The sequence below is a fragment of the Vreelandella nigrificans genome, assembly GCF_002374315.1.
In the GTDB taxonomy this organism is placed as follows: Bacteria; Pseudomonadota; Gammaproteobacteria; order Pseudomonadales; family Halomonadaceae; genus Vreelandella; species Vreelandella nigrificans.
The window spans coordinates 390,928-404,397 of the sequence record NZ_NWUX01000002.1 but is presented as its reverse complement, the minus strand read 5'-3'; the positions used below and the strand labels follow the sequence as shown (position 1 = coordinate 404,397).

Sequence of the window (13,470 nt, the reverse complement as noted above, 5' to 3'; positions counted from 1 at the left end):
TTGGCGCGTTATGAATGTGCCAAGTGTGACGCGTTGTTCAGGAACAGGTTCAACTTTTTATGTAATTTTCAGCAACCGAAAGAACAAAAAGTAACAGCAAGCAGATTTTTTAGAGTAAAAACAGAGGCTTTATATCAATGCGCTCCCATCTGGCATCAGATAAAAAACTTTCTTCTTTAGGGCTAACGGCGATGCCTGGGGTATTTGTTCTGCTCTGGAGTACCGGTTTCATTGGTGCAAAGTTTGGTCTTCCCTATGCTGAACCTTTCACTTTTTTATTCATACGGTTCGTCCTGACCCTACTCGCGCTAATCCCCCTGGTAGGATTAATGCGTATCGCTTGGCCTTCTTCACTCAGGCTATGGGGTCATATCGGTATATCTGGTTTATTAGTACACGGCACTTACCTTGGTGGTGTCTTCTATGCCATTTACCTAGGTATGCCAGCAGGGCTAGCAGCACTCCTGGTTGGCTTACAGCCGTTGTTAACTGCTGCATGTGCAGGTCCATTGCTAGGCGAACGTTTAAGCTCTCGACAATGGCTAGGGCTTTTGCTCGGACTCATAGGGATCAGTCTAGTGCTTGGCAGCAAGCTTGATATGGGCAATTCGCTATTCGAAGGGTTTGGCGTTGGCGCACTATTAAGCGTTATTGCAGCGTTGCTCGGCATTTCGCTCGGAACTCTTTATCAAAAACGTTACTGCACCAGTATGCCCCTACTTTCTGGGGCGGTGATTCAATATATCGCCGCAGGCGCGTTGTTAGGTGTTGGTGCACTCTTGTTTGAGACGCGGGAAGTGCAATGGAGCACAACGTTTATACTCACATTAGGCTGGCTTGTACTGATTCTTTCGATTGCGGCTATTTTGTTACTGATGGCCTTGATAAAAAAAGGCGAAGCTTCAAGAGTGGCCAGCCTCTTTTACCTTGTGCCGCCGGTCACTGCGCTACAGGCATGGTGGCTCTTTGACGAGCGCCTGCCACTGCTCGGGTTAGCGGGGATGGTCGTTGCCATTATGGGTGTCATTATGGTGGTAAAGCGCCCCCGTAAAGCGGCCTATTAAAACACTACAAACGCTGCAAATAACTAACACCGCCTAAGTTGCGCATTTGCTGACGAATCCACTGGCTACGCCTCTCAACTTGGGCATCTGGCCGAGATGCGCTACGGGTACGGGGGCTAGGCAGAATAGCTGCTAGCAAGCTTGCTTGACGCTCGGTTAACGCACTGCCTGAAGCACCAAAATAGTGATCGGCAGCCGCTTCCAGACCAAACACACCGGTGTCCCACTCAGCGACATTCAAGTAAACCTCTAGAATACGCTGCTTGCTCCAGAACGTTTCAATCAACAACGTAAACCACGCTTCCAGACCTTTACGCGCCCAGCTGCGACCACTCCATAAAAAAACGTTTTTAGCGGTCTGCTGACTTAGCGTACTGGCCCCGCGTAGACGCGCACCATCACGGCTGGCTTGCCATGCACGCTGCATTTCGACTAAATCGAATCCCCGATGGACAGGAAAGCGCTGATCTTCAGCGGCAATCACCGCTAACTTGGCGTTACTGGATAAATTATCCCAGCTACGCCATTGGCGTTTTATTTCAATCGGTTCGCTATTTATCCAACTTTGTATTTTACGCTCTACCATCACCATGGAGCCTGGGGGCGGTACAAAGCGAAAGAGCAGGACTAAAGCAACTGAGAGCACCACAAAAAGCAGCGCACCACGCCAAACAAGACGCCATAAAAGGCGAAGAAAACGGCGCAGTGCGCGATTGAGCATTTCGGTATCCTTAACGCTTCATAAGATGTTCGGCATGATAGCGCAAGTGGTCCTCAATGAACGAGGCGATAAAGAAGTAGCTGTGATCATACCCTGGCTGACGACGCAGTGTGAGTGGATGATCATGCTCTTCACAAACGGCCTCTAAACGTTCTGGCATCAGCTGCTCTTCCAAGAATTGGTCAGCGTCCCCCTGGTCAATAAACAGACGTTGGCGAGAAGCTCCATTTGCCACCAGCTCACAGGCATCGTATTGACGCCAGCGAGACGGGTCATCACCCAGATAACTAGTGAAAGCATTTTTCCCCCAAGGGCAGTTCATTGGGTTAACAATAGGGGCAAATGCGGACACCGAGCGGAACCGGCCGGGGTGACGAAGGGCGAGAATTAACGCGCCATGCCCTCCCATAGAGTGGCCGCTGATCGACTCACGCCCATTAACCGGAAAGTGCTGCCGTACAACAGAAGGAAGCTCTTCCACCACATAGTCATACATGCGGTAGTTGGATTTCCACGGCGTCTGGGTAGCATTGACATAGAAGCCAGCGCCAGAGCCAAGATCATAGCTGTCGTGCTCACCGGGCAGGTCGGTGCCACGTGGGCTGGTATCAGGACATACAATCGCCACACCAAGTTCTGCGGCAATACGGTGGGCGCCCGCCTTTTGCATAAAGTTTTCGTCGTTACAGGTAAGACCTGACAACCACCACAGCAGCGGTACCCGCTCGTTTTCTGCCTGGGGCGGCAAATACACAGCAAACACCATGTCACAGTCTAGCGCCCGGGAGTAGTGGCGGTAGCGCTTGTGCCAGCCGCCACAACTGCGGTTGGCCGACACCAGTTCTAAAGTTTCACTCATGCTCATGGCCAGGCTCCTTGAGAAGATGAAAACGCGGCAGAGGACCCCTGCCGCGCTCTGTTACCCTTTATCCATAATACTCAGTAATGCAAGACGGTACGAATGCTCTTACCTTGATGTAGTAGATCGAATGCCTCGTTGATCTTCTCAAACGGCATATCATGAGTAATAAAGTCGTCAATGTTGATTTCGCCGTTCATATAGCGCTCAACGTAGCCAGGCAGCTCGCTGCGCCCTTTTACGCCGCCAAAAGCAGAGCCTTTCCAAACACGCCCGGTAACCAGTTGGAACGGCCGGGTGGAGATCTCTTCACCAGCGCCTGCTACGCCAATCACGATCGACTCGCCCCAACCTTTATGGCAGCACTCAAGGGCCGAACGCATGACATTTACGTTACCAATACACTCAAAAGAGTAGTCAACGCCACCGTCAGTCATATCGACGATGACCTGCTGAATGGGGTCGCTATACTCTTTCGGGTTAACGAAGTCGGTAGCTCCGAACTGCTTGGCCAACTCAAATTTGTCGGCATTCACATCGATAGCAATAATTCGCGCGGCTTTTGCCATCACTGCTCCCTGGATGACTGCCAAACCAATAGCCCCCAAGCCAAAAACGGCAACTGTGGAACCAGGTTCGACCTTAGCAGTGTTGAGCACCGCACCGATACCGGTAGTGACGCCGCAGCCTAATAGACAAATTTTGTCCATCGGCGCTTCTTTAGAGACAACTGCAAGGGAAACCTCGGGTAGCACGGTGTACTCACTAAAGGTGGAAGTGCCCATATAGTGGTGGAGCATTTTACCATCTAGCGAGAAGCGCGAGGTGCCATCAGGCATTACGCCCTTGCCCTGGGTAGCACGCACGCTACCACATAGATTGGTTTTGCCTGACAAACAGAATTTACACTTACCGCACTCAGCAGTGTACAGCGGGATCACATGGTCGCCTGGCTTAACACTGGTAACACCTTCACCCACTTCCTGAACGACACCAGCCCCTTCATGGCCCAGCACCGCAGGGAAGTTACCTTCGGGGTCAGCACCAGAAAGTGTATAGGCATCCGTATGACACACGCTGGTGGCAGCCATTCTTACTAACACTTCACCTGCCTTCGGTCCTTCAACATCAATCTCGACGAGTTCTAGCGGTTTGCCCGCCTCTAATGCAACAGCTGCACGTGACTTCATCGCTTTATCTCCTAAGCAGTATCAGTAGGCGGCGGTATCAATAGACGACCGATTACCGGTTTGACCATAAGACCGCAGTGGATGAAGTTTAGGCTAGCTAGTCGGCTTGGATAAGAGGGGATACACTCACAAGATTATTGCCATTGAGCAACAATTACCAATTCATCAAGGAGCGCCTATGCAGCGCTGGGACCGTATTGAAGCGTTTGTTGAAGTAGTGCGGCTAGGCACCTTTTCGGCTGCCGCCCGCCATCTAAAAGTATCGACATCGCATATTAGCCGCCTGGTAAGCCAGCTTGAAAACCAGTTGGGTGTGCAGCTTCTTTATCGCACTACGCGGCAAATTCGCCTAACCGATGCAGGTGCTATTTATGTTGAACACTGCCGCCATTTATTCGACGGCCTGCGCGATGCAGAACAAGCCATTAGCGAATTGCAGTCCAAACCCCGTGGGCTACTTAAACTGACCTCTGCCACTACCTTTGGCGAACGCTATATCGCCCCACTGGTAAATAATTTCCAATGCCTACACCCCCAACTAGAGGTGCATATGCATTTTACCAACCGCCGCGTGGAGCTAATTGAAGAGGGTTTCGACATTGCCATTCGTATGGGGGTACTCAAGGACTCAACCCTCATTGCCAAACGGCTATGCGAACGGAGGGAGTATATAGTGGGGTCTTGGGCCTATTTCCGCCAAGCACCCAGGCCACATACACTTTCAGAACTGAGCCAACATCGCTGCCTAATTGGCTCGCGCCCTAACTGGCTGTTTGAGGTCAATGGGCAGCGTCGCGAAGTCAAAGTAGAGAGCTGTTGGAGCGGTAATTCTGGGCCCGCCTTATTAGACGCTGCACTAAAAGGGTTGGGCCTGGCTCAGCTACCGGATTACTACGTAGCGCCCTACCTTGCCAGCGGCGAGCTAATAGCGGTGCTGGAACCATTCCAGCACCATGATACTGCTGTGTGGGCGGTCTATCCTCGCCACCGCCACTTATCACCGAAAATTCGTCAGCTGGTCGATTATCTTGTCGCTAATATTGACAGCGTCTTACCAAGCCCACCACCTGCTAGCACTCAATCGCATTAACGGCCAACCCACCCTTGGAGGTCTCTTTATACTTATCCTGCATATCACGACCTGTGTCGCGCATTGTGCGAATGACCTTATCTAGCGAGATAAAATGCTCACCGTCACCGTGAAGCGCCATGCGCGCTGCGTTAATCGCCTTAACCGAGGCAATCGCATTACGCTCAATACATGGCACTTGCACCAATCCAGCAACTGGGTCACAGGTAAGCCCTAAATTATGTTCAAGGCCAATTTCAGCAGCGTTCTCCACCTGTTTCGCGGAACCACCCAGCACTTCGGCTAGCCCCGCTGCCGCCATGGCGCAGGCAGACCCCACCTCCCCTTGACAGCCAACCTCAGCGCCAGAAATAGAAGCGTTTTTCTTGCACAAAATACCGACAGCTCCTGCAGCAAGAAGGAAGTCCACGACATCCGCATCACAAGCATCGGGCTCAAACTTGAGGTAATAAGCCAAAACGGCAGGCACAATACCCGCCGCACCGTTAGTAGGCGCGGTGACCATGCGACGTCCAGCGGCATTCTCTTCATTGACAGCAAGGGCAAAGAGATTGACCCAGTCCATAACGGTAAAGCTAGAGACTATTAACCGCTGGTTATCCGGTGGTGAAAGTAGCTGTTGATGCAACGACTGAGCACGCCGCCTGACATTAAGCCCACCAGGTAAGCATCCTGAAGCCTTTAGGCCGTTTTCGATACTCGTTTGCATGGCGTGCCAAATGGTCAGCAGCTCTTGGCGGATGGCCTCTTCACTACGCCACGCTTTTTCATTTTCTAGCATAAGCTGGCTGATACGGAGCTGATGCGTTTGGCATAGTGCAAGCAACTCGCTACCGGTATCAAAAGGATAAGGTAGCGTTGTGACATCCTCTTCAACGCCGCCTTGCTCCGCGCACGCCTGATCAATATAGAAACCACCTCCTAAGGAGTAATAAGTGTTGGTGGCGACTACGTTTTCATCCTGGTAAGCCGTTAACACCATCGCATTGGGGTGAAACGGTAAGCAGCTATCGTCCCACTCAATATCGTGCTTACGATCAAACGTTAGTGTTTGCCCACCTGGCAGCGTTAAAGCACCCCCCTGGTCCAAGGCTTCCAGTCTTGGCTCAATGCTATCGGGATCAATCGTCTCCGGCGCCTCGCCCATTAGCCCCATGATCACCGCTCTGTCTGTCCCATGGCCTACCCCCGTGGATGCTAGAGAACCATGTAGCCGCACGACAAGACGGCTACATGGCAGCTTTCCCAGCGATTGTGCAAAAGCACTGGCGGCGCGCATCGGCCCAACGGTATGAGAGCTAGAAGGCCCGACGCCAATTCTAAAAAGATCAAACACACTAATTGCCATGGTATTTTCCGCCCCTCAGCGGTTGCTATGACTTACCACTACTACTTTGCAGTGTTACTTGCTCATCGTCGAGTCATTCACGGCCCACGGCCTGTCTCCACTCCAAAAAAGATCAGCGTGCTTACATAGTTAAGTGACGATATAATGAACATTCACCCATGCATGTATCCCTCTACATAGATTACTCACGACCCCGATAAGGATGCTGGTATGCCTCCATCACCACCCCAGTGGCCAATAAGCTTTGGCTACGCTTTGTTGCGTGCAACGCTGTATGTACTTTTTATCGCGGGCATCGCCCAGGGAGGCTACTTCGAAGCTCTCTATTTTCCCAATGTGCGCTATAGCGAATTAGGCTTTACAGAGTTCACCCAAACACTGGTATTAGCCAGCTGTTGCATACTACTCATCTACATACGCCAGGTACTTCGTGTCTGGCCTACCGTCACCTTATTGTTGCTTGCCTTTGTCGCTGCATCACTAGTTCGCGAGCAGGATTTTTTCCTCGACCATTACGTTGCCAGGCATACCTGGAAAATATTGGTTACTCTTATCGTAGTACCAGCCCTCGTCTGGGTCATTGTCCAGCGACGTCGCTTTCTGGAAGAGTTTAAATACTATAGCAATACATTTGCCTTTGGGCTGTTCGCCGCGGGCACTCTTGTTACCTACATTTTTTCACGCCTGTATGGTCGTCAAGATTTCTGGCGTGCGGTACTACAAGAGAATTACATACGTGATTTCAAAAATATTGCCGAGGAATCCATTGAGCTACTCGGTTACAGCTTAATTTTATTCGCTATGATTGAGCTTCTTTTACTTGCCCGCCGAATAGCTCAAGCACGCTAAAACTCGCAGTAAATACATCATTTACTCTACGCCGCTCAACGATACGGTTAGGCGGCATTTCATTTTTTAGATCGCGCTATGCGTAAAGCCATTTGCGCCACCCCACGCTTCAACGTAGTGTCGCCAGCCAGGCCTAAATGGGCACTTTTGCTAAAAAAACCCACACTGACGACATAAACCCTATGACAAAACCACAAAATCGCGAAGAAACCCTAAAACGAGGGGCATTCACACGCTTCCTCGATAGCGTTGAGTGGCTCGGCAACCTACTCCCTCACCCCGTCACTCTGTTTGCCATTCTCTGTATACTCGTTGTAGTGGCCAGCGGAATTGCTGGTGCACTCGGCGTCTCTGTTGCAGACCCACGCCCTGCCAATGAAGGCGAGTGGATTGCGGTTAACTCACTGTTAAACGCTGAAGGGCTTCGCCGCCTAGTCACCGAAATGGTAACGAACTTCACCGGCTTTGCCCCCCTAGGCACGGTACTTGTTGCTATGCTGGGCGTTGGCATTGCCGAACACTCAGGGCTGCTATCTGCCAGCATGCGTGCCTTAGTGCTTAACCGCTCACCACGCATTGTGACTTACGCCATAGTATTTGCGGGCATTATGTCCAACATGGCGGCTGAACTTGGCTATGTGGTACTTATCCCCTTGGCCGCGATGATCTTTCATTCGCTTGGGCGTCACCCGCTGGCAGGCCTTGCCGCTGCATTCTGCGGGGTATCCGGGGGGTACAGCGCTAACTTACTGATCGGCACCGTCGACCCACTGCTCTCGGGTATTACCCAGGAAGCAGCAAGACTGCTAGACCCTGCTTATATAGTAGGTGCGGAAGCCAATTGGTTCTTTATGTTTGCCAGCACGTTTTTCGTCACCTTGATTGGCGGCTTTGTTACCGAACGCATCGTGGAGCCTAAGCTAGGCAAATTTGACTCTGCCTACGCCGATAGTGATATCGACCAGCAGCGTATGGAAGGCCTTACCAACGATGAAAAACGTGCTCTAAAAGGCACGGGGTTAGCCACACTGATTTTGATTGCACTCGTGGCAATTATGGTAGTGCCCGAGGGCGGAATTTTACGCAATCCTGAGACTGGCTTAGTGAGTGGCTCGCCATTTCTACGCGGCATTGTAGTAATCGTAGCGGTCTCCTTTAGCATTTTAGGTTTCACCTACGGGCGCTTGGCAGGCACCATGCGAAATGACCGAGATGTGGTCGATGCCATGGCGAAAAGCATGAGCAGTTTGGGCTTGTATATCGTACTGGTATTTTTTGCCGCCCAGTTTGTAGCCCTGTTCAACTGGAGCAACTTTGGTACGGTAACCGCCGTTGCCGGAGCAGACTTGTTACAGTCATTGGGGTTACGTGGCCCAGGTCTGTTTGCGCTGTTTATCATTATGTGTGCCTTCGTTAACTTATCGCTAGGCAGCGCTTCCGCTCAGTGGGCTGTGACGGCACCAATCTTTGTGCCCATGCTTATGCTGATGGGCTATGCCCCGGAAGTTATCCAAGCGGCATACCGAATCGGCGACTCAGTCACCAACCTCATCACACCGATGATGAGCTATTTCGGTTTGATTCTTGCCGTGGCGACACGCTACCGGAAGGATATGGGCATTGGTACCCTGGTAGCCATTATGCTGCCCTATACGCTGTTTATGCTGGTTGGCTGGACGTTACTGTTCTTTATCTGGGTATTTGTTTTCGGCTTACCGGTTGGCCCAGGATCCGCCACCCACTACACGCTGTAAATATCCACTACGTAGCATGAAAAGTACGTAGCACAAAAAGTACACAGCACAAAAAGCCCGCCGTTCTGAGAACGGCGGGCTTTTTAAGTAACTAGGGTAACGGTAGCTATACCGCCCCCTGCTAGCTTCTTCTGACTAATACTTACTCGTCGAGGAACGAGCGCAGCGGCTCAGAGCGGCTTGGATGGCGTAGCTTGCGCAATGCCTTCGCTTCGATCTGGCGGATCCGCTCGCGGGTAACGTCGAACTGCTTACCTACTTCCTCCAGCGTATGGTCGGTATTCATATCAATACCAAAACGCATGCGCAGCACCTTCGCTTCGCGGGCGGTTAAGCCGCCAAGTACGTTGCGGGTGGCTTCGATCAAACCTTCGCCAGTGGCCATATCAATCGGCAGCAACATAGTGCCATCTTCGATAAAGTCACCCAGGTGTGAGTCATCATCATCACCAATAGGCGTCTCCATGGAGATCGGCTCTTTGGCAATTTTGAGCACCTTGCGCACTTTGTCTTCTGGCATTTCCAGGCGTTCGCCCAACTCTTCCGGAGTCGGCTCACGACCCATTTCCTGCAGCATCTGGCGCGACACGCGATTGAGTTTGTTGATGGTCTCAATCATGTGCACCGGAATACGGATAGTACGCGCCTGGTCTGCAATGGAGCGGGTAATCGCCTGACGAATCCACCAAGTGGCGTAAGTCGAGAACTTATAACCGCGGCGGTATTCAAACTTGTCTACCGCTTTCATCAGACCAATGTTGCCTTCCTGGATTAAATCCAAGAACTGCAGACCACGGTTGGTATACTTCTTAGCTATAGAAATAACCAAGCGCAAGTTTGCCTCAACCATCTCTTTCTTGGCGCGACGAGCCTTCGCCTCACCAATAGAAAGCTTGCGGTTAACCTCTTTAAGGTCAGCCACGGTGAGCTGCACCATGTCTTCCTCAAAAGCGATCTTACGCTGGGAGCGAGCAATATCGGCACGTAATGGCTCTAGGCGGTCAGCATACTTGGGCTGCGCTTCCTGGAAAGCATCTAGCCATTTCTGGTCAGACTCGTTACCAGGGAAAGACTTGATAAATGTCTTACGCGGTACCTTGGCTTTCTTAACGCACAGCTGCATTACCGCTTTTTCCTGGGCCCGCACCTGCTCAACACTGATACGTACCTGACCAACCAAGCGCTCGAAATGCTTCGGCACTAGCTTGATCGGCGAAAAAAGCTCGGCAAGACGCGCTTGCTCGGTTTTCAGCGCAGCGCTACCGCGGCCATGCTTCGCCAGCGCCGCCTCTACTGCAGCATTCTGCTCACGAATCTGCTCGAAGCGGGCTTTCGCCTCTTCAGGATCCGGGCCGCCTTCACTTGCCGTAGAGTCGTCATCTTCGTCGTCATCATCGCTGTCGATATCGTGATCATCGCTCAGCTCGGCATCGACTTCAGGCTCTGGCACTTCAGCCTCTGCAACGCCAGGAATCCCTTCATCAGGATCGATAAAGCCCGAGAACAGGTCAGACAAGCGGCCTGGGGCTTCTTCATCCTGAGTGGCGTCGTAGGCTTCGAGGATGGAAGTAACCGCGCCTGGCAAATATGCCAGCGCCGACATTACTTCACGGGTACCCTCTTCGATCCGTTTGGCGATTTCAATTTCGCCTTCACGGGTCAAAAGCTCGACCGTCCCCATCTCACGCATGTACATGCGTACGGGGTCAGTGGTGCGACCGACGTCGCTTTCCACGGCGGCGAGTGCCGCTACGGCCTCTTCCGCAGCGGACTCGTCCGTGGAGTGATCCGACATCATCAAAGTGTCTTCATCTGGCGCTTCTTCAACGACACTAATACCCATGTCGTTGATCATGCCAATGATGTCTTCCACTTGATCCGGGTCGGCGATATCCTCGGGTAGATGGTCGTTGACCTCGGCATAGGTCAGGTAACCCTGTTCCTTGCCGCGCGCGATCAACTCCTTCAGACGCGACTGCTGCTGCGCATTTCCAGCCATAGAAACCCTATCTCGACGAAGAAGAATGAAACACCTGGGGGGCGCTGAATCGTATAAACTCAACAAGCCGAACAGTATAGCGTAAATAGCTGGTTTTTTTCCAGCAGAACGTATTTGCGCGGTCAGCCAGGTGTGTTAGGTTATTCGGTTAGGCCAGCGTTTGGCGACTGACCTTTATCTGGTGTCAGAGTAGGAGAATTCAACCCCTACAACAAATGCCTGCGTTACTATCATTTGGTCATCGCAAGCAATTGCATGAATTTTTGCCTCTCTTCGACAGACAGTTTCTCACCTGACTCCTGCTTTTTGACCAATGCTGAAAACTGTTGCATCAATGTTTCCAGCTCCTTTTGCGGCGTGAGCTGTGCCCGCTTGTTTTGCAGGTAATCCACTAAACTAACGAGCTCTCCTTCCCTTGCACTTTTTGGCAATGGCAATTCACGCTTTGCGAGTGTTGCTAGCACCTGCCCTTCGTGACTTCCCTGAAAGTGCGCTAACACCACCTGCGGACTGCGATAGCGACCAGCACGCAGTAATGCAATCAGATCTCGACATAGCGGCGTCTCTTCACTATCAGGCAGCCAATCCAACGTGTCCGGTAATACAGACACTAGCTTTGGCTCGTGCAGTAGCAACTGCACAATACGCTCCACCGTAGAGAGCACCTGGGTAGCACCTTGGCGACGAGGTCGATCACCGGAGCGCCTAATAGCAGCGCGCTCAGTGGAAGCCGGCGTCTCATATATTGGCTCATCGAGCGACGCCTCTACCGGCTCCCAATGCACTGAGTCTTTTCTCGCAGCACTAACAGCCCGCTTTTCAAGCAACCCTTTTAATTGCTCCTGAGCTAAACCGCTGCGCTTCGCCAACGCCTCCAGCAGTAGTGATTTGAGCATGCCTTCGGGCATTTTGTTCAACGCCTCAAGCACTTGGCTGGCAAATCGCTCACGCCCTTCCACTGTATTGAGATCACGCCCCTGGGAAGCCTGCTCGAATAGAAACTCCGAGAGCGGCATTGCGCAGGTGACACGATCTTGAAACGCCTCACTTCCCTCACGACGCACCAACGTATCTGGGTCATCACCTTCAGGTAGAAACAAAAAGCGCGCTTCGCGACCATCGATCATTAGCGGTAGTGCAGTTTCAAGAGCGCGACTTGCGGCTTGACGCCCCGCCCGATCTCCATCAAAACAGAACACCACACGGCTCACTAACCTAAACAGGCGGCCAAGGTGATCTTCAGTGGTCGCTGTACCCAGCGTCGCCACAGCATTGTGGATACCATATTGCGCCAGGGCCACCACATCCATATAGCCCTCAACGATCACCAACTGCTCTAACTTGCTAGAGGCTTGGCGCGCTTCATACAAGCCATATAGCTCGCGCCCCTTATGAAACACAGGGGTTTCTGGCGAATTGAGGTATTTTGGCTGCTCATCACCCATCACCCGTCCGCCAAAAGCGATGGTCCGACCACGCAAGTCACGGATAGGGAACATGACGCGATCGCGAAAGCGATCATAAGTGCGCCCAGTATCCTCACGATGAATCAGCAGGCCGTACTCTACCTGCACAGGCTCACCGATACCCTTAGCGCTCAAGTGCTGCTTTAGGGCTTCCCACCCCCCAGGCGCATAGCCAATACCATAGGTACTTACCACTTCGGACGAGAGCCCACGATCCACTAGGTAGCGCTGGGCGTTCTGCCCCTCCTGCATCTTCAACCGCTCGCGATAAAAGCTGGCGGCCACTTCTAGCAGGTTAACGCCCTCTTTACGCTTTTTTTCACGCTCTTGAGCACGCGGGTCATCCGCCCCTTCTCTTGGCACTTCTAGACCTAAACGCCCAGCCAACTGCTCAACCGCTTCAGGAAACGGCAGCTTGTCATACTCCATCAAAAAGCGCAGTGCGTTGCCGTGGGCACCACACCCAAAGCAGTGGTAGAACTGCTTGTCAGCGCTAACGGTAAACGACGGAGTTTTTTCTTGGTGGAAGGGGCACAGGCCAGAGTAGTTGCGGCCTGCTTTTTTAAGCTGCACGCGCTCGCCAACCAGCTCAACCACGTCAACGCGGCTCAGCAAGTCGTCAATAAAACGCTGTGGAATTTGGCCTGCCATGGACTGCGGGCATCCTCGCGCGAAGCGCTTGCAGGCGTGTTTAATGTCATTAGGCGGCGTGCCTGATCACCTTAAACAACGCAACAAAAACAATTCAACAAAACAATGCAGCAAAAACAATGCAACAACTTAACACATAAAACGAAAAACAAACGGCCACCTAGTGGCGGCCGCTTGGCATCCCTCTTGAGATAACCAGCTAACAACGCTGGCTACCCCCAGGTACGGATCAATAGAGCCGTTCGAAACGCTTACGCTCACGCTGCAACTTCTTAGCATGACGTTTTACGGCAGCTGCCGCTTTGCGCTTACGCTCAGCAGTCGGCTTCTCGTAGTGCTCGCGACGACGTACTTCAGAGAGAACGCCAGCTTTTTCGCAAGAACGCTTGAAGCGACGCAGGGCGACGTCAAACGGCTCGTTATCACGTACTTTTACAGAAGGCATTAAGCACTCACCTACCTTAAGGAGTCTTGAGTTC

At 52.2% G+C, this 13,470-nt stretch carries 11 protein-coding genes; 4 read left to right on the top strand and 7 right to left on the bottom strand.

Annotated features, from left to right (window positions below; translation table 11 throughout):
- Positions 1-137 precede the first annotated feature (137 nt).
- Positions 138-1,064 carry a DMT family transporter gene (locus CPA45_RS05065; protein ID WP_096650520.1) on the top strand — a complete coding sequence of 309 codons (927 nt, stop codon included), beginning with the start codon at positions 138-140 and terminating at the stop codon, positions 1,062-1,064.
- Between the two features lie 4 nt (positions 1,065-1,068).
- Here the strand turns inward: CPA45_RS05065 and mtgA are convergent, their stop codons facing one another.
- The 3 genes from mtgA to CPA45_RS05050 all read right to left on the bottom strand — a co-directional run bounded on the left by mtgA (position 1,069) and on the right by CPA45_RS05050 (position 3,834).
- Positions 1,069-1,785, bottom strand: a complete 717-nt coding sequence (gene mtgA, locus CPA45_RS05060; protein WP_096650519.1) for a monofunctional biosynthetic peptidoglycan transglycosylase — start codon at positions 1,783-1,785, stop codon at positions 1,069-1,071.
- A 10-nt stretch (positions 1,786-1,795) separates the two neighbouring features.
- The gene (gene fghA, locus CPA45_RS05055; protein WP_096650518.1) at positions 1,796-2,650 is read right to left on the bottom strand and encodes an S-formylglutathione hydrolase; all 855 of its coding nucleotides are present in this window, start codon (positions 2,648-2,650) and stop codon (positions 1,796-1,798) included.
- Between the two features lie 74 nt (positions 2,651-2,724).
- Complete coding sequence (locus CPA45_RS05050) at positions 2,725-3,834, bottom strand: S-(hydroxymethyl)glutathione dehydrogenase/class III alcohol dehydrogenase (protein ID WP_096650517.1); 1,110 nt, start codon at positions 3,832-3,834, stop codon at positions 2,725-2,727.
- 178 nt (positions 3,835-4,012) lie between these two features.
- Between CPA45_RS05050 and CPA45_RS05045 the strand changes: the two genes are divergently transcribed.
- The gene (locus CPA45_RS05045; protein ID WP_078088461.1) at positions 4,013-4,924 is read left to right on the top strand and encodes a LysR family transcriptional regulator; all 912 of its coding nucleotides are present in this window, start codon (positions 4,013-4,015) and stop codon (positions 4,922-4,924) included.
- Here the strand turns inward: CPA45_RS05045 and CPA45_RS05040 are convergent.
- Positions 4,905-6,272, bottom strand: a complete 1,368-nt coding sequence (locus CPA45_RS05040) for an L-serine ammonia-lyase (protein WP_096650516.1) — start codon at positions 6,270-6,272, stop codon at positions 4,905-4,907. The two genes, CPA45_RS05045 and CPA45_RS05040, sit on opposite strands and share 20 nt — an antisense overlap.
- A gap of 210 nt (positions 6,273-6,482) precedes the next feature.
- Here CPA45_RS05040 and CPA45_RS05035 point away from each other — a divergent pair, with 210 nt between their 5' ends.
- The gene (locus tag CPA45_RS05035; RefSeq protein WP_078088463.1) at positions 6,483-7,121 is read left to right on the top strand and encodes a hypothetical protein; all 639 of its coding nucleotides are present in this window, start codon (positions 6,483-6,485) and stop codon (positions 7,119-7,121) included.
- A 182-nt stretch (positions 7,122-7,303) separates the two neighbouring features.
- Positions 7,304-8,875, top strand: a complete 1,572-nt coding sequence (locus tag CPA45_RS05030) for an AbgT family transporter (protein WP_078090320.1) — start codon at positions 7,304-7,306, stop codon at positions 8,873-8,875.
- A gap of 142 nt (positions 8,876-9,017) precedes the next feature.
- On the opposite strand, the gene rpoD is transcribed toward CPA45_RS05030, so the two are convergent.
- The 3 genes from rpoD to rpsU all read right to left on the bottom strand — a co-directional run bounded on the left by rpoD (position 9,018) and on the right by rpsU (position 13,436).
- Positions 9,018-10,874 carry an RNA polymerase sigma factor RpoD gene (gene rpoD, locus CPA45_RS05025; RefSeq protein ID WP_096650515.1) on the bottom strand — a complete coding sequence of 619 codons (1,857 nt, stop codon included), beginning with the start codon at positions 10,872-10,874 and terminating at the stop codon, positions 9,018-9,020.
- Positions 10,875-11,104: 230 nt separating this feature from the next.
- Positions 11,105-12,991 carry a DNA primase gene (dnaG, locus tag CPA45_RS05020; protein ID WP_096650514.1) on the bottom strand — a complete coding sequence of 629 codons (1,887 nt, stop codon included), beginning with the start codon at positions 12,989-12,991 and terminating at the stop codon, positions 11,105-11,107.
- A 229-nt stretch (positions 12,992-13,220) separates the two neighbouring features.
- Positions 13,221-13,436, bottom strand: a complete 216-nt coding sequence (gene rpsU, locus CPA45_RS05015; RefSeq protein WP_016416934.1) for a 30S ribosomal protein S21 — start codon at positions 13,434-13,436, stop codon at positions 13,221-13,223.
- Positions 13,437-13,470: the final 34 nt, after the last annotated feature.

Coding starts and splice junctions, on each gene's coding strand:
- CPA45_RS05065 (WP_096650520.1), top strand. CDS start 138: ATGCGCTCCCATCTGGCATCAGATAAAAAACTTTCTTCTTTAGGGCTA.
- mtgA (WP_096650519.1), bottom strand. CDS start 1,785: ATGCTCAATCGCGCACTGCGCCGTTTTCTTCGCCTTTTATGGCGTCTT.
- fghA (WP_096650518.1), bottom strand. CDS start 2,650: ATGAGCATGAGTGAAACTTTAGAACTGGTGTCGGCCAACCGCAGTTGT.
- CPA45_RS05050 (WP_096650517.1), bottom strand. CDS start 3,834: ATGAAGTCACGTGCAGCTGTTGCATTAGAGGCGGGCAAACCGCTAGAA.
- CPA45_RS05045 (WP_078088461.1), top strand. CDS start 4,013: ATGCAGCGCTGGGACCGTATTGAAGCGTTTGTTGAAGTAGTGCGGCTA.
- CPA45_RS05040 (WP_096650516.1), bottom strand. CDS start 6,272: ATGGCAATTAGTGTGTTTGATCTTTTTAGAATTGGCGTCGGGCCTTCT.
- CPA45_RS05035 (WP_078088463.1), top strand. CDS start 6,483: ATGCCTCCATCACCACCCCAGTGGCCAATAAGCTTTGGCTACGCTTTG.
- CPA45_RS05030 (WP_078090320.1), top strand. CDS start 7,304: ATGACAAAACCACAAAATCGCGAAGAAACCCTAAAACGAGGGGCATTC.
- rpoD (WP_096650515.1), bottom strand. CDS start 10,874: ATGGCTGGAAATGCGCAGCAGCAGTCGCGTCTGAAGGAGTTGATCGCG.
- dnaG (WP_096650514.1), bottom strand. CDS start 12,991: ATGGCAGGCCAAATTCCACAGCGTTTTATTGACGACTTGCTGAGCCGC.
- rpsU (WP_016416934.1), bottom strand. CDS start 13,436: ATGCCTTCTGTAAAAGTACGTGATAACGAGCCGTTTGACGTCGCCCTG.